Genomic DNA, 19,339 nt, shown 5'->3' on the forward strand with positions numbered 1-19,339 from the left:
GCAGGGAGACGATGGGCACCGCGACACGGGTTCCGCAGAGACGCGACGTGGAGGGCGACGAGCTGTCCGCCGACGAGGCCTGGGCCGCCCTGCGCCGCTACGGCGGCTGGAGCCTCGCGCGCGACTCCTTCCTGCGCTTCCGCTACGCCGACGGCTTCAGCCACTCCCGCGCGCTCGCACTGCAGACCGTCCTCACCCTCGTCCCGCTGGCCATCGCGGCCGTCGGCCTGTCCGGCGTCCTGCACACCGAGGAGGTCGGCCGCGTCCTCGAGCTGACGATCGGCCGCACCACGAGCGGGCCCAGCCGGGACCTCGTCGAGGACGCGCTGGGCCGGAGCCATGCGGGCGGCCGGGCGGCGCTCTGGCTCGGCCTGCTCTTCGCCCTGGTCAACGTCACCACCGGGCTCTGCCAGGTCGAGCGCGGGGCGAACCGCATCTACGGCAACGAGCGGGACCGGCCGTTCCTGGGCAAGTACACGCGCGGCCTGCTCATGGCCGCCCTGGCCGGTTTCCCGCTCGGGCTCAGCTTCATCCTCACCGTCCTCGGCCACGACCTCACGCGGGCGGTGGCCGAGGTCTACCGGCTCGGGCCGGACACCACCCGCGCCTGGGAGATACTGCGCTGGCCCGTCGGCATCCTGCTGGCGGTCCTGGCGACGAGCGCGATCTTCCGCCTCTCGCCGCGCCGCGCCCAACCCGGCTACACCTGGTTGGCCTTCGGCGCCGTGGTCTACCTGGTGCTCTGGCTCACCGCCACGTGGGGGCTGAGCCTGTACGTCGGCGCGAGCGGCTCCTTCAACAGCGTGTACGGGCCGCTCAGCGCGGTCATGTCGCTGCTCCTGTGGTCCTACCTCACCTCGTTGGCCCTCTTCCTCGGCCTGTCGTTCGCGGCCCAACTGGAAGCCGTGCGCGCCGGGGTCAAGGATCCGATCGCGCCGGACCCGGGCGTCTGACCGGCCCGGCCCCGCTCCCGCCCGACGGGCGCGCACCGCCCCCGTCCCCTGCGACCCGAACGGAAGGCGCCGCCACCATGGCACAGCGCACCACCCGGCGGCCCGGGCGGCTCGCCCGGCTCGTCCCGTCCCTGCGAGCCTTCCTCGCCCGGCACGGCGGGCCCGACGCCACCTACGGGACGCGGCTGCTCCTGGCCGCGGCCGCCGCCGCGGTGACGGCCGTTCCCTTCGCGCTGGCGCTCGTCCTCGTGGAGTCCGGATGGCCCCCGCTCCACCGGCTCGACCGGGGGACGGCGCAGCGGCTGCACGAGAGCGCCCTCGCCCACCCGGCGTGGGTGCGGGTGCTGGAGTTCCTCACGGGTGTCCTGTGGGACCCGGTGACGATGCGGCTGCTGGTGGCCGCGTTGGTGGTGTGGCTGCTGGTCCGGCGCGCCTGGCGGCTGGCCGCGTGGGCGGCCGTCACCGCCCTGTCCGGGAGCCAGATCGGCCTGCTGGTCAAGAACGCGGTGGAGCGGGCCCGGCCGCAGCTGCCCGATCCCGTCTCGCACGCGCCCGGCTACTCCTTCCCCTCCGGCCACGCCATGACGGCGACCACCTCCTGCGCCGTCCTGCTGCTGGTCCTGCTGCCGATGGTGCCCCGGGGCAGGCGCCCCGTGGCGTGGGTCCTGGCGGTGACCTCCGTGGTCGGCGTGGGATACACCCGGGTCGCGCTGGGCGTGCACTGGGTGAGCGACGTGGTCGGGGGCTGGCTGCTGGGACTGGTCGTCGTCACCGCCACCACGCTCGCCTTCCAGGCCTGGCGGGCCGAGAGTGGTCTGCCCCGCGCCGCCGTGGCCGACGGCCTGGAGCCGGAGCTGCCCTCCGCCGACCCCGAACCACCCGTGGACGTGACCGCCCGCGACCGCTGACCGCTATGCCGTGCGGCGTCGGAGCAGGGAGAAGGCGGCGAAGCCCGCCAGGGCGGTGAGGGCGAGGAGGGAGCCGGTCTCGACGGCCTGGAGGGGCCAGAAGTGGGAGACCGGGTGGTACTCCTGGACGAAGTACGAGCTGTGGAGATCGGCGGGGCTCAGGCGTATGGCCTCCGGTCCCGACAGGCGGGTTCCGTCGTGGGAGAACAGCTCGGTGGAGAGGATCATGCCGCTGGGGGAGGGGGCGTCCGCGGGGGTGGTGAGGGTGACGGACGGCCAGAAGTGGAAGCGGGCCGCGGAGTAGACGTAGGCGAGCACGGCGGTCGCGGCCGTCGCCGTGGCGAGCGCGGCCATCGCGCGGCCCAGGAGGATGCCGGCGAGCGCGCCGAGCACCAGGCCGAGCAGCGGGTAGGCGAGGGCGAGCGGCGTGGCGTCGTGGTAGACGAAGGGGTCGTAGACCGACCAGTTGCCGATGCCGAAGCGGTCGTCGCGGACCGTGCGGAAGAGCAGGACGAGGACCGTCATGCCGAGGGTGACCGCGGCGGCGGCGACGCCGAGCTTGGTGGCCAGCCAGCGGGTCGGGGACACGTTCTGGGTCCAGGCGAGCTGGGCGGTGCCCGTTTCGAGTTCGCGGCCGACCAGCGCGGCGGCGGCGTAGGCCGGGAGCAGGTAGGACGGGGCCAGGATCAGCCACTGCACGGCGAGCAGCGCCATTTTGTAGAGCCCTACGGCGGGATGGCTGTCACAGGCCTTGGTGCGCGCGCACTCCGCCATCTCGTCGACGGCGCCGGTGCCGCCCGGGCCGAGCATCCACAGCAGGATGGCGGCGGTGATGACGACGTACGCGGTCCATATCAGGAGGGACGCGCGGTGCAGGCGCAGAACGGCGCGGACGGCCCCGGTGCGGGCCGTGGACGTCGTGCGGTGCGGGGTGAGCGTCGAGGCGGTCATGCGGTGATCTCCTGGCGTGCGGACGGTGCGGGGTGGGCGTCGTCGGTGATGAGCGCGGGCGCCCCGGGGTTGCGGAGATGGGCGAGGAGCACCTCCTGCAGGGAGGGGCGTTCCACGGCCCGGTCGGCGTCGGTGTCGAGGGGGCCGCGCGGGCGGACCAGGGCGGTACGGCCGCGGCCGGTGGGGCGTTCCTCGATGACGTCGGCGCCGGTGAGGTCGCCCGTGCCGGTGACGAGGGCGTGGGCGTCGACGATGTCCTCGATGCCACCGCAGAGCAGCACCCGGCCGCCCGCGGTCAGCAGGAGGTGGTCGCACGAGTCCTCCAGCTCGGCGACGACGTGCGAGGACATCACGATGGTGGTGCCGTGTTCGAGGGCTTCGGACATCAGGACGCCGGTGAGCTGCTGGCGGGCGAGCGGGTCGAGGTCGGCCATGGGCTCGTCGAGCAGCATCAGCTCGGGTCGTTTCCCGAAGGCGAGGGCGAGGGCGACGCGGCTGCGCTGACCGCCGGAGAGGGAGCGGATCCGCGCCTTCGGGTCGAGGCCGCCTCCCGCGTCGCCCGCGTAGACGATGCGTTCGGCGGCGGCCGTGTCCCAGTGTCCGCCCTGGTTGAGGTCGCGGCCGAGGCGGAGGGTGGCCTCGACGGTCAGGTGCGGGTGCAGCGGCTTGCCCTGGGCGACGTACGCGACGCGGGAACGGGTGGCGGCCGGGGTCTCGCCGAGCACGCGCAGGGTGCCGCTCGTGGGGCGGAGCAGGCCCGCGGCGAGCGAGAGCAGCGTGGACTTGCCCGCGCCGTTCGGGCCGACCAGGGCGCAGACGACGCCCTGCGGCAGGCGGAACGACAGCCCGTCCAGGACGGACTTGGCCCGGCGGCCGTGACCGTACGACATGGCCAGGTCGCTCGCTTCGAGAGCGGCCGGCGGGGCGGTGTGGGCGCGGGTCATCGGGTGTCTCCCTGCGGAATGGTCTCGTTCAGCGCGTCCTCGAAGAGCGCGGTGATGTCGTCGCGCTCCAGGCCCGCTCGGTGGGCTTCGGCGATCCAGGCGACGAGGGCCGGGCGGTGCGGCGAACCGGCACCGGCGCTGGCGCCCAGGCCCTTCGTGACGAAGGTGCCGAGGCCGCGGCGGCCCTCGACGAGGCCTTCGCGCTCCAGCTCGCGGTACGCCTTGAGCACGGTGTTCGGGTTGATCGCCGTCGCCTCGACGACCTCCCGGGCCGTGGGCAGCTTGTCGCCCGGCGCGAGCAGGCCGAGACGGAGGGCCTGTTTGGCCTGATGGACGATCTGTTGGTACGTGGCGACGCCGGAGCGGCGGTCGATGCGGAACTCGATGGCACCGGACGCGCCAGCACCACCGGTTCTGTCGACGAGGGCCACACGCCTCACCTCCCTTTCACTAATTAAGTAGTGAAAGGGTGTTCCGTGGCGGGGGTGGATGTCAAATTCCGCGTCCGGAGCGGGAGGGCGCGGCCGCGCCGCAGGTGCGGACCCGCTGGGCGAGGAAGAGGGCCGCGCGGTCCAGCGCCCGGTCGGCCTCGTCGAGAACGCCGGCGAAGGACTGGAACACGTGGGGCACGCCGGCGGTGATGTCGAGGATCACGTCCACTCCGGCCGCGCGGGCGCGGGCCGCCATGCGGGTGGAGTCGTCCAGGAGCACTTCGTTGGTGCCCGCCTGGAGGAGCATCGGGGGGAAGCCGGTCAGGTCGGCGAGGACGGCCGGGCTGAGCAGGGGCTGGCGCGGGTCGGCTCCGGCGAGGTACATGGCCGCGGTGTGTGCCAGGCGCTCGCGGGTGAAGATCGGGTCGACGCCCGCTTTGGTGTCCAGGCTCTCACCGGACTGGGTGGCGTCCAGGCCGGGGGAGAACGCCACGATCGCGGCGGGCAGCGGGAGCCCGGCGTCACGGGCGGCGAGGCAGGTGGTGACGGTGAGGCCGCCACCGGCGGAGTCCCCGGCGAACGCGATGGCCGAAGGGTCCTCACCGCTGTCGAGCAGGGCGCGATAGGCGCTCAGGGCGTCGTCGATCGCGGCGGGGAACGGGTGCTCGGGGGCGAGCCGGTAGTCCGGCGAGTACGACGTGAAACCGGTCCTGGCCACGAGGTGTCCGGTCAGCGAGAGCGCGGTCTCGGGAGATCCGACCACCCAGCCGCCCCCGTGGAAGTACAGGATCGTTCCGCGGCGCGCGGTCCCGTCCGGCACGACGCGCAGCGCGGGTCGGTCGCCCAGCGTCGTCCGCGTGGTGCGGATGGCGTCGGGGACGATCATCCGGGACATCAGCGCCTCGAATCCGGCGCGCATCTCCTCGACCGACCGGGGCCCCTCGGCTCGGGGTTGCCGCAGTAACGCGTCGATCCTGGCCCGCTGTTCCTTGCTCACGTGGGTGCTCCCGTCCAAAGTGTATTCCACTACACTATATGCCATGGCATATACATTGAGTGGTGGCCCCGTCGACCTCGCGGGCTTCTTCGCCGACCTCGTCCGCTGCGAGACGCGTCTGTACAACGCCCTCAACGACCGTCTTCGCGAACGGCACGGGATCGTCACCTCGCAGTTCGAGTTCCTGCGCCACCTCCGCGACCACCCCGGGGCCCGGGTGGCGGACCTGGCGGCGGAGTTCGCCGTCGGCATCGGAGCCACCAGCAAGGGCGTCGACCGCCTGGAACGGCAGGGCTGGGTCGCCCGTCGGCCGAACCCGTCGGACCGCCGGTCCTCGCTGCTCGCCCTGACCGACGACGGCCTGCGCCTGGCCGACGCCGCGGAAGCCACCTTCACCGAGCGGCTGACCGAACTGATCGCGGGCGGGATCGAGGCGTCCCCCGTCACGGCCGCCGCCCGCGCCCTCGCGGAACTGCGCACCTCCCTGGAGCGCGACCAGATCGGCACGCCCACCGGGTGACGCATGGTCAATATCCGCTATGCGGGGCGTTGTTGGAGCCGAAGACCGTGACGGGTTACCGGTCTTCCTCCCCGGGACCGGTCGCCTCCGGTGCGGCCCAGAACGGCGCGAGGGTGTCCAGTACGAGCCGGCAGACCGTGTCCGGGTCCGCTCCGGCCAGCGGCTCGCGCGCGGCGACCGTCCGCATGAGGCCGATCCCCAACAGCCAGGCCATCGCCAGATCGGCGCGCAGGGCGCCGTCTTCGGACGGGGCCAGACCGGCCAGCACCTTCTGGTACTCCGCGCCCAGCTCCCGCAGGGTCCCGCTGGCCTCGTCCCCCCGGCCGACGGACCTCAGGTACACCTCCAGGGAGCGGTCGGCCCCCGGGGCGCTGCGGGTCAACATCGAGCGCAGGGCCGTCTCGAACAGCTCCTCCGCGGGGGTGGCGCGCAGCTGTTCCAGGCCGCCCCGGGCGACGACCTCGGTGAGCAGCCCCTCCTTGGAGCCGAAGTAGCGGAAGAGCAGGGCCTGGTTGGCCCGCGCGCGCTCGGCGATCGCCCGGACCGTGGTGCGCTCGTAGCCACGCTCGGCGAAGAGGTCGGCGGCCGCTTCGAGCAGCCGGAGGCGAGTGGCCGCGGCGTTGCGCGGTCGCTCCTGTCGTTCCGTCGGTCGCGGCCGGGGGGATTCGTTCACTCACCTGGTCCTCTCGGAAGGCCCGTCAGGATAACGGCCGTAAAGCGTCGTTGACCGGTCGGGTGGCCGGTCCTAGCGTGTAAGCAGCTGCTTACATCAAGGAGGCCGACGTGACGCGTGTCGAGACCACCCCCTTCGCCTACCCCTTCAACACCGCCGAGGGACTCGGGCTGGCCGAGGAGTACGAGCGGGTGCGCGAGCGGCCCGGACTGTTACGGGTACGGATGCCGTACGGGGAACCCGCCTGGCTGGTCACCCGCTACGCCGACGCCCGGCTCGTGCTGGGCGACGTACGGTTCAGTCGCGCGCTGGCGAGCCGACACGACGAGCCCCGCCAGTCCGAGGGCCGCGCCGACGCCGGGATCCTGGGCATGGACCCGCCCGACCACACCCGGCTGCGGTCTCTGGTCGCCAAGGCGTTCACCGTCCGGCAGGTCGAGAAGCTCCGGCCACGGGTACGCGCGCTCACCGCCGGGCTGCTCGACGAGCTGGAGGCGGCCGGGCCGCCCGCCGACCTCGTCGACCGGTACGCGCTTCCGATCCCGGTCGCCGTCATCTGCCAGCTGCTCGGCGTCCCGGTCGAGGACCGGCCGCGGTTCAGGGTGTGGAGCGACGCCGCCCTGTCGACGAGCTCGCTGACCGCGAAGGAGTTCCACGCCAACCGCGAGGAACTGCGCGCCTACATGGCGGATCTCATCGACGCGCACCGCGGCAGCCCCCAGGACGATCTGATGACGGCCCTCATCGACGCCCGGGAGGCCGACGACGACCGCCTCTCCGAACTGGAACTCATCGACCTGTGCGTGTCCGTCCTGGTGGCCGGCCACGAGACGACGGCCTCGCAGATCCCCAACTTCGTCCTCACCCTCCTCGACCACCCGGACCAGCTCGCGCTGCTGCGGGGGAACCCGGACCTCATCGCGAACGCCGTGGAGGAACTCCTGCGCTTCGTCCCGCTGGGCAGCGGAGCGAGCCAGGCCCGGTACGCCACCGAGGACGTCGAGGTCGGCGGCACCCTGGTCGCCGCCGGGGACCCGGTCGTGGTCGCGACGGGCGCCGCCAACCGCGACGCGCTGCGCTTCACGGCGCCCGGGGTCCTCGACATCGCGCGTCCCGCGGGCCAGCACCTGGGTTTCGGTCACGGCGTCCACCACTGCCTGGGTGCCCCGCTGGCCCGGATGGAACTCCAGGAAGCCCTGACGGCGCTGCTCCAGCGCTTCCCCGGACTCCGCCTCGCGGGCGACATCACCTGGAAGACCGAGATGCTGGTGCGCGGTCCGCGCGTCATGCCGGTGGCCTGGTGAGCGCCGACGCGGCGTGGACGGTTCGGGTCGACCGGCGGCTGTGCCAGGGCTCGGGCATCTGCGCCGGCACGGCCCCCGAGGTGTTCGTGCTGGACGAGGACCGGGCGCGCCCCCGCGCGGACGGGATCGCGCCCCGGGAAGGCGTCCTGGACGCGGCCGACATGTGCCCCGCCCAGGCCATCACCGTCGAGGACGGCACCCGGGTCATCGGCCCGCGGCCGGACTGACGGGCGCGTGTGCCCCGCCATCCCGGTCGGCGGGGGCGGGCATCCGGGACCCCCTCGGGGGCGTGCGACCTGAGAGGTACGCGGATCCCGCCCGTCGGGCGGATGGATCCGAGCGCTCCGACCCGAAGGATGGAAGCACGCAATCAGCCAGTAACAGGAGCAAAACCCCCATGAGTCGCAAGAACATCGTCCTGGCCGCTTCCGGAGCCGTCGTCGCCCTCGGCGTGGCAGCGGCGGTCGCCGTGCCCGCCGCGAGCGACTGGATGGCGAACCGGCACCAGGAGACGAGCTCCTACGCGACGGGCGCCGAGGCGAAGGCCGCGCGCGCCTCCGTCCCGCGCTGGCTGGCGGACGAGGCGAAGTCGGTCGACTACGCGATGAGGACGACGGGCGGCGAGCGGCTCCTGAAGGCGGTGCTCCCGGCCGGCGAGCTCCCGGCCCGGTGCACGGCCGAGCCCGCGGCGAACGCCAAGGACGTCCAGATGCGGGCGGACTGGTTCCCGGGCGACGCCCGGGGCAGGGCCACCCTGCGGTGCGGCACGTACTACGGGTACAAGGAAGGAGACACCCTCTACGCCTGGCAGCACGGCGACGACCTGGCGGAAGGCGAACGCGTCAACGCGGCCGGCTGAAGGGCGAGCGGACGCTCGAGACATGCGTCAGTACGCGCGCGGCCCGTCCTCGGTGGCGCGCATCGCCTGCGGGTAGTACACCCGGCCGTCCTTCATGACCTGTTGGCACGCGTACTGGGGGGTGGGGCCCATGGGTACCGCGACGGCCCCCGGTATGTCGGTGCACCGGATGTGGTCCAGGGTCCCGTCGGAGTTGCCGAAGATGATCCGCTGGGCGCCCTCCTTCGACATGATGCCCTTGCGCGGGCGAGCGGTGAAGGTGACGTAGTTCTGCGACCAGCCGGGCTTGTCACCCACGGCGACGTCCCACTCCACCTCGGCACCCTTGAACCGGGACGTGCACACGACCGTGGTGCCCTTTCGGGAGGCCACGTCCTGGGGGCACTTGGCGGTGACCTTGCCCGTGGCGTTGGCCAACGCGAGCGTCTTCTTGCGGAGTTCGTACTCCAGGTTCGCCGCGAAGGGTGCGTCGGCGGCGGGGGACGGCTGCAGGTCGCCCTCGGGCCGGGGCGCGGGTCGGTCGAGCCGGAACGGCAGTTGGCTGACGGACGGCGCGGGCGCGGCCGACCGGGAGCCGGCGCCCCCGCACCCCGTGGCCAGGAGGCCCGCGCTCACGACGCCCACGAGGCCGATGGTGTTCATACGCATGATCGAAAGAATAGTGCGGATCCGGAACACCGCTGGTCAGGGGCCAGCGGGTCCGTGCCAGGAGGAGGGCGGGGACGATCCGGAGCCGCTCGGGCCCTATCCCGCCTGCTTGACGCAGGTCAGGTCCTTCGTCGGCAACGTGCCGGTGGCCAGGTACCGGTTGACGTGGTCGTCCACGCACGCGTTGCCGTAGCGGCCGTAGAGGGCGTGCCGGTTGGCGCCCTCCAGGGTGAGCAGCCGGGAGCTCGGCAGCTGTTCGTGCAGCGCGACGCTTCCCTTGTACGTCGTACGCGGGTCACCGGTGGCGGCGACGATCAACGCGGGGGCGTCGCGCCGCACCCGGGTGGGCTCCTCGCGCGGCGCGTCCCAGAAGGCGCACGGGTTGATGTTGTTGGTCAGCGCGCCGAACAGCGGGTGCGCGGTGCGGTTGCGCTCGATGTCCCGCCAGTAGAGCTCGGGATCGCGTGCGGCGCCCACGTCCCCGCAGATGACGGCGGACTGCGCGCCGGTGGGCTCGCCCTCACCGCGCAGCACGTACCGCAGCTCCGGAACGAGCGTCGGCGGCACCGTCGTCGGTCGGCCCTGCGCGGCTGCGGCCAGTACGGAGACCAGCTCGCCGAACGACGCCCGCGCCGGGGCGGTGTCGTCCGCGATGCCCGAGAAGAGGAGCAGCGGCACCTGGCTGTCGTCGACCCGGAAGGCATCGGCGCCGGCGCCGATGGTCAGCGGACCGCGCGAGGCCGCCGCGACGACGCGGTCGACGGTGGCGAGGACCTCGGCGCGGCTGCGACCGAGGCCGTAGGCGTCGTGGTGCCCCGCGGCCCAGGCGGCCCAGTCGGACAGGGCCTTCTCGTTCTCGCGCTCGGTGCCCTTCAGCAGCCGGGGGCGGTAGTCGCTCGGGTCGATCGCCCCGTCCAGCACCATCCGGTCGTGGCGGCCGGGGAACATCTGCGTGTAGACCGTGCCCAGGTAGGTGCCGTACGAGTACCCCAGGAAGGAGATCTTCCGCTCCCCGAGCGCGCCGCGGATGACGTCCATGTCGCGGGCCGTGTTGCGGGTGGTGATGTGCGGGAGCACCGCGGCGTCGGTGGCCCGGCACTTGTCGGCCAGGCCCTTCTGCAGGGCGACCTGGCGGTCGAAGCCCGCCCGGGTGGTGCCGGCGGACAGCCAGGTCATGCCGACGGGCAGGCCGCAGTCCAGCGCGGTGCTGCGCCCGATGAAGCGCGGGTCGAAGCCGATGATGTCGTAGCGCGCGCCGACCTCCTTCATCGACGCGCGCGCCTGCGGCGGGGACTGGAGCGCGGGACCGCCCGGACCGCCGTTGTTGAGGAGGATCGCGCCGATGCGGTGGCGGGTGTCGGTGGCCCCCAGCCGGGAGACCGCCACGGTGATCGTGCGTCCCCGGGGGGCGGCGTAGTCCAGGGGCACGGTCACGTCCGCGCACTGCACGCCCGCCCGGTCCAGATCGCGGCCCGTGGTGTCGTCGGGGCCCTTGACGCAGCTGCCCCAGCCGAGGTGCTGGCGGTAGTACCGGTCCAGTCCGGCCCCGGAACCGTTCTGGGCGGGTGCCTCGGCGGCCGTGGCCAGGGCGGGGGAGGCCGTGAGGCAGGCGGCGAGGGCGAGGCCCACGGCCAGGGCGCGGCGTGCGGCGGGGCCGACGGGGGTCACGGGGTTTCGTCGGGCATCGTCCGCTTCGTGTGATCGCATGCCCCGAGGCTAGGAACCCGCCCTGGTACGGCACATCGCCCGAGGGCACGAGGACCCCGGTCCTGCCCGTCCCCGGTCCGGGACCTGGCTCCCGCTCCGGTCTCCTCCTCGGGGAGGAGACCGGAGCGGGACCCACCGGCCGTCCTCGACCGGGACGTCCCGCTCCACCGGGCGGTGCGCGCCGCGCCCGACGAGCCGGACCGGATCAGTCCGCGAGTCGGGCGAGGGCCAACTCGTGCGCGCGGTCGAGGGCTTCGGCAGCGGTGCAGGGAACGTCCGGCCGCACACCGGTGCCTTCCCAGTTCGTGCCGGAGACCGGGTTGACGGCGCGGCCGAAGGGGATGGTGGCCTCCAGGTGCGGGTGCACGGTCCAGCCCCTGCACGGATGTGCGCCGCCGCGGGTGCGCTCGCCGACGATCACGGCGCGGCCGAGCTGCTGAAGGTCGTACGCCAGCTCTTCGGCGGCGGAGAAGCTGCTCTCGCTGGTCAGCACGTACAGCGGCTTGCTGCCGCCGAAGCGCGGGCCGGGGACGTGCGGCTGGCTCCAGGACTGCTCCCTGCGCTCGCCGCCGCGCCAGTGCATGGTGTTGAGGTGGGTGCGCTCGTCGAGCAGGTGGCTGCAGACGAAGGCGACCGTGTCCGGGTCGCCGCCCCGGTTGGTGCGCAGGTCGATGATCAGCGCCCGGGCCCGGGAGGCCAGGGTGAGCGCGGCGCCCAGTGGCTCGGCGGCCCAGTCCAGCGGGAACAGCATCGGTGCCAGCTCCACCACCACGACCCCTCCGTCGAGCAACTGCACGCGGGGCGCGCCGCCCAGGGAGGTGTCGAAGTCCCCGCGGATGGCCGCCAGGGTGGCCTCGCCCTCCTTCGGGGAGACCGGCTCGGCGTGGTGCTTGAGTCTCAGGTGCCGGTCGCCGTTGAGGGACTGCAGGTCCTCGGTGACCAGCCGGGCGAGTTCCTCGGCGTCGTCGACGTCGTAGGCGCCGTCGGTGAGGCGCGCTCGCAGCAGGCCCGTGAGCTGCTCGGCTATCTCGGGGAAGACGTAGTGCTCGGTCAGGAGGCGGACCGTCTCGTCAATGACAGGGGTGGGAAGGATCTTCGTCGCAGTCGTCATGGCAGGGAGTAGAGCACTGCCCTGCGAAAAGCGTCAAAGAGCGGCCTCCGCCCCGGGCCTGCGGCCCGCCCCCCGTCCCGCCCGATCCGTCCCGGCCGGTACGGAGGCCCGGCGCGCACGTGCCGCACGACGCTAGAAGATGCCGGCGCGCACGTGCCGCGTGAAGTCCTCGGAGATCTCGCGCAGCCACGGGCTGCGGACGGCCGACAGCCGGACCAGGGCGTGCTGGAACGCGCCCGGATCGGGCCGGAACACGTACCGGGGGCGCGGTGCGGGCGGGTCGTCGCGCAGGACGCCGTCGGGCATCCCGCCCGACGCGGGAACCGGCAGGTGCGGCTCGGGGAAGGCCAGCCGCAGCCACACCCCGAACGGCAGGGGCACCGGGTAGGCCGTCGGGGCCGGGCCCGGCGGGGTCCAGGTCTCACCGGTCTGCGGATGGGTCGGCACGAGCACGATGTCGGCGTCCGCGTCGTCGGCGGGCCGTCCCGGCCCGGCCAGTACGGCGCGCCGCGGCGGCGGACCCGCGGGCAGCAGTGCGTCGAGGGCGCGTTGGAACACCTCGTTGCTCAGACCGTCCGGGACGGTCACCGGTTGCCCCTGCGAGGCAGCCAGGAGGTGAGCCAGTGCCCGACCGACCGCGGCCTCCCACTGGGGGTTCCACGACCAGAACTGGTTCGGCCGCGGTCGCGACCTCCACGTGGTGATCGGCGCGAACGGAGGCGTGTCCTTCCCTTCCTCCAACAGCTCTGCCCAGGAGCGCGGTTCGGAGTCGGCGCCGTCGACGAGACGGCGGCGCACGGCGTCGGGCGCGAGCCATACCGCCTGCCAGAGCGAGCAGTCGTCGATCCGGCTCGCCACGGGCAGGCCGCACGCCTCGCAGGCCATGTTGGGGCCGTCCGTGCCGTCGAGGCCGCAGCAGTAGCCGCCGGCCCTCTCCGGTACCAGCCGGGTGCCGCGGGCGTCACCGGGCGCGATGACGATGGATTCGGGGGCGCCGTCGGAGAGGGCGAAGACCGGCGCGTGGACGCCGCGGGCCACCGCCTCGTCCGGATGGATCTCTTCCCATCTGCGCCACGGCGGCCCCCAGGGTTCCGGGTCCACGGCGAAGGTGCCCGCCTCCATGAGCACCGGGAGCTGGAGCCCGTTCCCGTACTTCTGATGAGCGTGGGCCGGCAGGGCGACCCGGGACAGCGGGGTGGTCAGCTCGGCGCCGCATCCCGCGCACACGAAAACGAACACATGCCCTCCGTCGGCGAATCAGAGGCATCGTCGCAGCTCCGCCGCGGACCGGGCAACGTGTTTCGAGGCCACGGCCGGGCCGTGGCACCGGCCGTACCGAAGAGGAACGCGACCTTGACGCCGTCACCGCCGGACGTTCGGCCGCGGGCTTCGAACTCCTCACGCCAGCGCATCCCGGCCCACGCGTGACACCCGCGCACCACGCCGGCCCGTCAGCGCAATAGCCTCGACTCGTGACCGACAGCAGCAGACAGAACGAGCAGCCCCACCCCGCCGCCCTCCCACCGCTCCAGACCCTGCTGGACCGTACGAACTGGGGGTCGCTCGCCACGGCCTGCGGAACCGGCGAAGCGCTGCCGGCGGCGCTGCTGCTCCTCACCGACCCCGACCCCGTCGTCAGGAAGTCCGTCCTCCAGGACGCCCTGGAGCCCGTGACCCACCAGAACACCCTCTACGAGGCCACCGTGCCCGTCGCGCTCTGCATCGCGGCGCTGCTCGGCCATCCGGTTCTCGCGGAACGTGACGACCACCCCGACGTCGGGGCACAGCGGCATCCGACGCTCGTGGAGTTGCTCGACTGGCTCGCAGACACCGCCTACGACGCCTCCAACGCCGACGACGAGTACGAGGCGATGCGGGCGTTCCAGGACGCACGCCCGGCGCTCTTCTCCGCTGTCCACCCCCTCCTCGGTCACGACGACGCCGACGTCCGCCACACCGCCCTGGTCACCGCCATCCCCCTCAGCGAGCATCCCGCGCTCACCCGACACCAGGCTGATCTGGCCGACCGCGCCCGGCGCCTACTGGCCACCAGCACGGACCGGCACCACCGGGACCGCGCCCTGGGCGCGCTCACGGCATGGGGCCACGAGACGAGCGGGCTGGAGAACGCGTCCGACATCGCCGCCCACGAGCACTACGCCCGCCTCAGAGCCGCCCGCGCTTCCTGGAACGGCGACTGGGCGGGCGCCTACCGCGACGAACCGCCGTTCTGAACACCTGGGGTGGCCGACGAAGTGCCCGGTACCCCTTGTGCCGCCCCCACACCCGCTGGGCCGCCTCCGGCACCCACAGGTCCCCCTAGGACTCGTGCTGGCGCCGCAGTACGTCGGCGAGGGTGAGGAAGACGAGCAGGTTGGGGAAGCCCGGGGCCGCGAGCGTCATCCACGCCTTGCGTTCCCCGCGTCGGCGGATGTGCACGCGGCCCTGTTTCACCTCGACCCGTTCGACCTCGCGCCAGCCGATGCGGTCGCCGCCCCGCCCGACGCCGGCGAGGTTGATGTCGACCAGGCCGAAGTCGATCCGTTCGCCCGCATCCAGCCGCGCGGCGTCCCGCGGTACCCGTGCACGGCTGAACGCCTCGCTGAGGCCCTCGGCGAAGGAGACCACTCCGCTGAACTCCTCCCCGACCACGATGTCCCCCTCCCCTTCGGGCGTGATGGTCAGCCGGTGCGTGGTGGCGCTGGTGACCCCGTTGGTCACCTTGACGTCATGCCGGGCGACGGAGGCGATCTCGTCCCAGGCGTACGCCTGCGTGCCCCTGCCGTCGACGTGCCGCAGGACGCCGTGCTCGTACCAGGCCACCCAGACCTGAGGCGGCCGGGGAAGGAACAGCCAAGCGAAGAGGAAGAACAGGAGGAACCCCAGCGGGATCGCCGCGAGGACCATCAGCGGAAGCGAGTGGTACCAGGCGCCCGACTCCCGCTGGTCCTCGATCGCGTACGACCCGGCGATCCACCCCAGAAACGCGCTGAACACGGCCAGCGGCAGCACGGCGCCCCACGGGAAGCGCTTCGGCTCGTTCTGTACCAACCCCTTGCGCGCCCCCAGCCCGTACTCCTGAGCTACCTCGCGCAACACGTGCGGGACCGGTACGGCACCACGCTCCGACGACATCCAAGCCTCCCCCACCCGGAAACCAGGGGCTCATTATGAAGCTCCGGCCTCCGCGCGCGGTAGAGCGGCTGCCACCAACTTCGCCGCACTGCACAGGAGTTGCTCGAACCGGTGCCCCGTGGCCCGTGGCCCGTGGGGTGGTGCGGACCGGCGCCCGCGCCCCCGGCGCACCCGTACGGATCCGCTCGTACGGTCGCAGCCGCCCGCGCACGCCCTCCGAGCGGCAGCGGTCCGGGAAGGCCCGCCCTTTTCTTTATCAGGAACCAGGCAGGGTGGTTCCCGCCTCGGCCTCATCATTCGCCACTCGGGTCCGTTTATGCACGGCTGGAACGCCAGTTGTTCCCGTTCGCTGTTTCCGGCCGATGTCGCGACGTCGGGCAATAGGTGCGGTGCCGGCGCCATGCTTCCCCCGGCGCAGCTCAACCGGCTGATCGCGAATTGTGGCCGTGCCGCCCATCGTGCTCCGCAGCTGGTGGAACGGTCTGGCGAAATCTCAGTCTTTACGGGGGACCGGTCGCCCGCAAAAATTTAGCCCGGGATCGCGGCGCCGTACGTGCCCATGGCGACGCGCTACCAACCTTGTGACCTGGGCTCATCCCGGAAGAGTGGAGCGATCGCACGCACAGGACCCCCATTGTCCCGAATGGCGATCGACACTCCTCGTCGGGCGCTGGGCGGGGGCGCTCGCCCGGGCATTGGATTCATCACCACAAAGCCCGAGCGATAGGCGCGGGGGAGCGCAATGGCTTTGTCGTCCGGCCGCTCCCGGGAGTCGAATTGGCGTTGCCATTTCGGAATGGGCCCCTTTCCGTGCCCCTGCCCACCAGTGCCCTCTTCGAAAGGCGTGTCACGAGTTCCGTCGAACCGGCGCACGGTCGAGGACCCATTGCGCCGAGCCTCTTGGCGCTCCTTCTTCGCGCCGGTGGGCATCCCCGGGTGGCGCAGTGATGCCAATGCGCTCACCGGACCCCCTGCTGTCTGGCACGTACGGCTTATACGTTTCAAAGGCATATTCCAGCCAGCGCTCCTTGCGGTGGAGAGGGACAGGAATGACGAGTGATGCGACCGAAGTAGACCTCCAGGACCTGTTGAGCCGGGCCCTGGACACAACGGGGCAGGGCGCACGGTGGACGGCCGACGCGGATGCGATGTGGTGCCGCCTCACGCCTTCGTCCGCGGTCCGGCGCCAACAGGGCTGGAAACTCCACGTGTCGGCCACGGCCGCCTCCGCGCCCGCCGTCCTGGCGAAGGCCCTGGACGTGCTGCTGCCGCAGGAGTCGGTGTTCAAGTTCGCCCGCTCGTTGGAACAGGTCAGCGCACTCAACTCCCGTGCCACACCGCGGGGGAGCTCCGGCAAGTTCATCACCGTGTACCCGCCCTCGGACGCCGACGCGGCCCGGCTCGCGCTGGAGTTGCACGAAGCCACGGCGGGGTTGTCCGGCCCCCGGATCCTGTCCGACCAGCCCTACGCGGCGAACAGCCTCGTGCACTACCGCTACGGCGCGTTCGTCGGGCGGCGGCGCCTGTCCGACCAGGGACTGCTGGTCTGGTTCATCGAGGATCCCGACGGCAACCCCGTCGAGGACGTCCGCACCGGCCAGTACGCCCCGCCGCCGTGGGTCGTCAGCCCCTTCCCGCCCTCGATCCCGGCTCCACCGCCGCGCGCCCGGGAGGAAACGCCGCCGCCGGTGCTCCTCGGCGGCCGCTTCTCGGTGCGGGAGGCGATCCGGCACACCAACAAGGGCGGTGTCTACCGGGGGGCCGACGCCACCACGGGCGCACCCGTGGTGATCAAGGAGGCCCGTCCGCACGTGGAGGCCGACGCCTCGGGGGCCGACGTGCGCGACTGGCTGCGCGCCGAGGCACGGACGCTGGAGTTCCTCGACGGCACGGACCTCGCGCCGCGGCTCCTCGCGCTCTTCGAGCACGCCGGACACCTGTTCCTCGCCCAGGAGGAGATACCGGGCGTCCCCCTGCGGAACTGGGTGGCCGAGCACTTCCGTGACGTCGGCGACGAGCGCTACCGCGCCGATGCCCTGGACCAGGCCGCGCGCCTGGTGGAGCTCGTCACCGCAGCCCATGCCCAGGGCTGCGTCCTGCGGGACTTCACCCCGGCCAACATCATGGTCCGGCCGGACGGGCAACTGCGCCTGATCGACCTCGAACTCGCCGTCCTCAAGGGCGACGACCCGCTGCCGACCACCGTCGGGACCCCCGGCTTCAGCGCCCCCGAACGGCTGGAGGGCGCGCCGGTCGCGCCGACGGCCGACTACTACAGCCTCGGCGCCACCCTCTGCTTCGTACTCACCGGCAGGGTCCCCCAGCTGCTGCCCGAGGAACCGGCCGTCAGGAGCGCCCACCAGCGGCTCGCCACGTGGCTGGCCGCGGCCGACGGGATCCTCGGCCTCCCGGGGGAGTTGCCCGAGGCGATCCTCGGGCTGATGGAGGACGACCCCGCGCGGCGCTGGGACCCGGCCCGCGCCGGCGGATCCGTCGCCCGCGCACGAGCGTTGCGGACCGCCGCGACGAGGACCGCCGCGACGAGGACCGCCGCGACGAGGACCGTCGAGCCACCGCCCGCCACGTCCAGGTCCGCCGAGCCCACGTCCGCCGAGCCCACGCCCGCCACGTCCACTTCTGCCAGGTCCGCCGACTCCGGGCCCGCTGCCGCCCGTTCCGTTCCGGCGCGGCCCGACACGTCCGAGGCCGTGGTCGCGGGCATCGTGGAGCACCTCCTCGACTCGATGACCCCGCAGGACGACCACCGGCTGTGGCCGGTGTCCACCATGGCGGGGGAAAGCGATCCGTGCAGCGTGCAGCAGGGCGCGGCGGGCGTCCTCGCCGTCCTGGCCCGGTACTTCGAGCTCACCGGGGACCCGCGCCTCGCGGAACCCCTCGCCACCGCGGGCCACTGGGTAGCCGCCCGCTCCGACACCCGCTCGGTCCGTCCCGGCCTGCACTTCGGCGGCTCCGGCACCGCCTGGGCCCTGTACGAGACCGGCCGGGCCCTCGAAGACCGCGCCCTCACCGACCACGCGCTCGCCCTGGCCCTGGCCCCTCTCGAACCGGGCCCCCACCGCGACATCACCCACGGCCACGCGGGCAGCGGACTGGCCGCCGCCCACCTGTGGCACCGCACCGGCGACCCCCGGTTGGCCGCCCGCGTCGCCGACATGGCCGATCGGCTGGCCGCCGCCGCGACCCGTGAACCGCACGGCGCCAGTTGGCCCGCACCGGCGGAAGGGGTCGCACAGGAGGCCGGCAAGCGCTACCTCGGCTTCGCCCACGGCACGGCCGGCATCGGGTGCTTCCTGCTCGCGGCCGCCACGGTCACGGGCCGTCAGGAACACCGCGACCTGGCCCTGGCGGCCGGCGAAGCCCTGGCGGCGCAGGCCGTGACGGTCGGCGGGGCGACCCACTGGCCGGCGCAGGCCGGTGACGTGCCCACGGCCCCGTACTGGTGCCACGGCTCGGCGGGCATCGGCACCTTCCTGCTCCGGCTCTGGCGGGCCACGGGCGACGACCGGTACGGCGACCTCGCCCGGGGAGCCGCGCGGGCCGTCATGGAACGGGCCCCCCGCGCACCCCTGACCCAATGCCACGGGCTGGCGGGCAACGGAGACTTCCTCCTGGACCTGGCCCGCGCGACAGGAGAACCCGCCCACCGCGCCGGAGCCGAGGCCATGGCCCGCCTCATCGTCGCCGAAGCCACCCACCGGGGCTCCCACGTCGTCCTCCCCAACGAGTACGGGGACGTCTCGACGGGCTGGAGCGACGGGTCCGCAGGAATCCTCGCCTTCCTCCTGCGGACCCACCACACCGACTCCCGGCTCTGGATGATCCAGCAGCCGGGCTGAGCGGCAGGGACACTGCCGCTCTCTTCACAGGAGAAGGAGAAAGTCATGGAGAACCACGACCTCGAACTGCTGGCTCACCTGCACGCCCTTCCGGAAACCGACCCCGTGGGCGCCGACGGAGCGGCGTTCGCCGCGACGTGCGAGTGCGTCGGCCTGCTGACGCTCCTCAACACCGTCTGTATCGGCATCAGCTGCGCCTGACCAGGCCCCTACGCCCCTTTCCGCGCCCGGCTTGAGCCGGCGGCCCGACCGCTGAGGCGCTGAACGCCGGTTCCCCGGTCGACAGGGGAACCGGACGGAAAGGGCCCGTTCACCCTCCGGCCGGCGGCCTCCCGCAGGGC

19 protein-coding genes are annotated in these 19,339 nt (G+C 73.0%); 9 read left to right on the forward strand and 10 right to left on the reverse strand.

The window, feature by feature from the left end:
• The first annotated feature begins 11 nt into the window (after positions 1-11).
• Positions 12-953, forward strand: coding sequence for a YihY/virulence factor BrkB family protein (locus tag ACFWAR_RS26120; protein ID WP_385781703.1), 942 nt, complete (start codon positions 12-14; stop codon positions 951-953).
• A gap of 77 nt (positions 954-1,030) precedes the next feature.
• On the forward strand, positions 1,031-1,861 hold the full coding sequence (locus ACFWAR_RS26125) for a phosphatase PAP2 family protein (protein WP_385781706.1): 831 nt from the start codon (positions 1,031-1,033) through the stop codon (positions 1,859-1,861).
• A 3-nt stretch (positions 1,862-1,864) separates the two neighbouring features.
• Here the strand turns inward: ACFWAR_RS26125 and ACFWAR_RS26130 are convergent, their stop codons facing one another.
• From ACFWAR_RS26130 to ACFWAR_RS26145, 4 genes are all read right to left on the reverse strand, one after another.
• On the reverse strand, positions 1,865-2,812 hold the full coding sequence (locus tag ACFWAR_RS26130) for a hypothetical protein (protein WP_385781708.1): 948 nt from the start codon (positions 2,810-2,812) through the stop codon (positions 1,865-1,867).
• A complete protein-coding gene (locus ACFWAR_RS26135; RefSeq protein WP_385781710.1) occupies positions 2,809-3,756 on the reverse strand; it encodes an ABC transporter ATP-binding protein in 948 nt (315 codons plus the stop codon). Before ACFWAR_RS26135 ends, ACFWAR_RS26130 begins: the two co-directional genes overlap by 4 nt.
• The gene (locus ACFWAR_RS26140) at positions 3,753-4,187 is read right to left on the reverse strand and encodes a GntR family transcriptional regulator (RefSeq protein ID WP_385781713.1); all 435 of its coding nucleotides are present in this window, start codon (positions 4,185-4,187) and stop codon (positions 3,753-3,755) included. The genes ACFWAR_RS26135 and ACFWAR_RS26140 overlap by 4 nt, the downstream gene beginning before the upstream one ends.
• A gap of 61 nt (positions 4,188-4,248) precedes the next feature.
• On the reverse strand, positions 4,249-5,184 hold the full coding sequence (locus ACFWAR_RS26145; RefSeq protein WP_385781716.1) for an alpha/beta hydrolase: 936 nt from the start codon (positions 5,182-5,184) through the stop codon (positions 4,249-4,251).
• A 43-nt stretch (positions 5,185-5,227) separates the two neighbouring features.
• Between ACFWAR_RS26145 and ACFWAR_RS26150 the strand changes: the two genes are divergently transcribed.
• Entirely contained in the window at positions 5,228-5,704 is a 477-nt protein-coding gene (locus ACFWAR_RS26150; RefSeq protein ID WP_385781718.1) for a MarR family winged helix-turn-helix transcriptional regulator, read from the forward strand.
• A gap of 55 nt (positions 5,705-5,759) precedes the next feature.
• On the opposite strand, the gene ACFWAR_RS26155 is transcribed toward ACFWAR_RS26150, so the two are convergent.
• The gene (locus ACFWAR_RS26155; protein ID WP_385781722.1) at positions 5,760-6,377 is read right to left on the reverse strand and encodes a TetR family transcriptional regulator; all 618 of its coding nucleotides are present in this window, start codon (positions 6,375-6,377) and stop codon (positions 5,760-5,762) included.
• A gap of 110 nt (positions 6,378-6,487) precedes the next feature.
• On the opposite strand from ACFWAR_RS26155, the gene ACFWAR_RS26160 reads away from it, so the two are divergent.
• The 3 genes from ACFWAR_RS26160 to ACFWAR_RS26170 all read left to right on the forward strand — a co-directional run bounded on the left by ACFWAR_RS26160 (position 6,488) and on the right by ACFWAR_RS26170 (position 8,540).
• Positions 6,488-7,681: a cytochrome P450 gene (locus ACFWAR_RS26160; protein ID WP_385781726.1), complete on the forward strand. Its 1,194-nt coding sequence runs from the start codon at positions 6,488-6,490 to the stop codon at positions 7,679-7,681.
• On the forward strand, positions 7,678-7,908 hold the full coding sequence (locus ACFWAR_RS26165) for a ferredoxin (RefSeq protein WP_385781729.1): 231 nt from the start codon (positions 7,678-7,680) through the stop codon (positions 7,906-7,908). The genes ACFWAR_RS26160 and ACFWAR_RS26165 overlap by 4 nt, the downstream gene beginning before the upstream one ends.
• Before the next feature lie 170 nt (positions 7,909-8,078).
• Positions 8,079-8,540 (forward strand): hypothetical protein, encoded by a 462-nt coding sequence (locus ACFWAR_RS26170; RefSeq protein ID WP_385781732.1) that lies wholly within the window; start codon positions 8,079-8,081, stop codon positions 8,538-8,540.
• A gap of 27 nt (positions 8,541-8,567) precedes the next feature.
• Here the strand turns inward: ACFWAR_RS26170 and ACFWAR_RS26175 are convergent, their stop codons facing one another.
• From ACFWAR_RS26175 to ACFWAR_RS26190, 4 genes are all read right to left on the reverse strand, one after another.
• Positions 8,568-9,188: a hypothetical protein gene (locus ACFWAR_RS26175; RefSeq protein ID WP_385781735.1), complete on the reverse strand. Its 621-nt coding sequence runs from the start codon at positions 9,186-9,188 to the stop codon at positions 8,568-8,570.
• Positions 9,189-9,284: 96 nt separating this feature from the next.
• Positions 9,285-10,895, reverse strand: a complete 1,611-nt coding sequence (locus ACFWAR_RS26180) for an alpha/beta hydrolase (RefSeq protein WP_385781737.1) — start codon at positions 10,893-10,895, stop codon at positions 9,285-9,287.
• Positions 10,896-11,100: 205 nt separating this feature from the next.
• The gene (locus tag ACFWAR_RS26185; RefSeq protein WP_385781739.1) at positions 11,101-12,006 is read right to left on the reverse strand and encodes a S41 family peptidase; all 906 of its coding nucleotides are present in this window, start codon (positions 12,004-12,006) and stop codon (positions 11,101-11,103) included.
• A gap of 132 nt (positions 12,007-12,138) precedes the next feature.
• Complete coding sequence (locus ACFWAR_RS26190) at positions 12,139-13,245, reverse strand: hypothetical protein (RefSeq protein WP_385781742.1); 1,107 nt, start codon at positions 13,243-13,245, stop codon at positions 12,139-12,141.
• Between the two features lie 233 nt (positions 13,246-13,478).
• On the opposite strand from ACFWAR_RS26190, the gene ACFWAR_RS26195 reads away from it, so the two are divergent.
• On the forward strand, positions 13,479-14,240 hold the full coding sequence (locus tag ACFWAR_RS26195) for a hypothetical protein (RefSeq protein WP_385781745.1): 762 nt from the start codon (positions 13,479-13,481) through the stop codon (positions 14,238-14,240).
• A gap of 85 nt (positions 14,241-14,325) precedes the next feature.
• Here ACFWAR_RS26195 and ACFWAR_RS26200 read toward each other — a convergent pair whose 3' ends face one another.
• Positions 14,326-15,141, reverse strand: coding sequence for a DUF6585 family protein (locus ACFWAR_RS26200; protein ID WP_385781747.1), 816 nt, complete (start codon positions 15,139-15,141; stop codon positions 14,326-14,328).
• A 1,049-nt stretch (positions 15,142-16,190) separates the two neighbouring features.
• Here ACFWAR_RS26200 and lanL point away from each other — a divergent pair.
• A complete protein-coding gene (gene lanL / locus ACFWAR_RS26205) occupies positions 16,191-18,998 on the forward strand; it encodes a class IV lanthionine synthetase LanL (protein ID WP_385781750.1) in 2,808 nt (935 codons plus the stop codon).
• A 45-nt stretch (positions 18,999-19,043) separates the two neighbouring features.
• Complete coding sequence (locus tag ACFWAR_RS26210) at positions 19,044-19,199, forward strand: VenA family class IV lanthipeptide (protein ID WP_385781753.1); 156 nt, start codon at positions 19,044-19,046, stop codon at positions 19,197-19,199.
• The last annotated feature ends 140 nt before the right edge of the window (positions 19,200-19,339 follow it).

Source organism: Streptomyces sp. NPDC059917 (genome assembly GCF_042730635.1).
Lineage (GTDB): Bacteria > Actinomycetota > Actinomycetes > Streptomycetales > Streptomycetaceae > Streptomyces.

What these genes read in the sequence shown, in the direction of transcription:
- ACFWAR_RS26120 (WP_385781703.1), top strand. Translation starts at nt 12, where the DNA reads ATGGGCACCGCGACACGGGTTCCGCAGAGACGCGACGTGGAGGGCGAC.
- ACFWAR_RS26125 (WP_385781706.1), top strand. Translation starts at nt 1,031, where the DNA reads ATGGCACAGCGCACCACCCGGCGGCCCGGGCGGCTCGCCCGGCTCGTC.
- ACFWAR_RS26130 (WP_385781708.1), bottom strand. Translation starts at nt 2,812, where the DNA reads ATGACCGCCTCGACGCTCACCCCGCACCGCACGACGTCCACGGCCCGC.
- ACFWAR_RS26135 (WP_385781710.1), bottom strand. Translation starts at nt 3,756, where the DNA reads ATGACCCGCGCCCACACCGCCCCGCCGGCCGCTCTCGAAGCGAGCGAC.
- ACFWAR_RS26150 (WP_385781718.1), top strand. Translation starts at nt 5,228, where the DNA reads ATGGCATATACATTGAGTGGTGGCCCCGTCGACCTCGCGGGCTTCTTC.
- ACFWAR_RS26170 (WP_385781732.1), top strand. Translation starts at nt 8,079, where the DNA reads ATGAGTCGCAAGAACATCGTCCTGGCCGCTTCCGGAGCCGTCGTCGCC.
- ACFWAR_RS26175 (WP_385781735.1), bottom strand. Translation starts at nt 9,188, where the DNA reads ATGCGTATGAACACCATCGGCCTCGTGGGCGTCGTGAGCGCGGGCCTC.
- ACFWAR_RS26180 (WP_385781737.1), bottom strand. Translation starts at nt 10,895, where the DNA reads ATGCGATCACACGAAGCGGACGATGCCCGACGAAACCCCGTGACCCCC.
- ACFWAR_RS26185 (WP_385781739.1), bottom strand. Translation starts at nt 12,006, where the DNA reads ATGACGACTGCGACGAAGATCCTTCCCACCCCTGTCATTGACGAGACG.
- ACFWAR_RS26200 (WP_385781747.1), bottom strand. Translation starts at nt 15,141, where the DNA reads ATGTCGTCGGAGCGTGGTGCCGTACCGGTCCCGCACGTGTTGCGCGAG.
- lanL (WP_385781750.1), top strand. Translation starts at nt 16,191, where the DNA reads ATGACGAGTGATGCGACCGAAGTAGACCTCCAGGACCTGTTGAGCCGG.
- ACFWAR_RS26210 (WP_385781753.1), top strand. Translation starts at nt 19,044, where the DNA reads ATGGAGAACCACGACCTCGAACTGCTGGCTCACCTGCACGCCCTTCCG.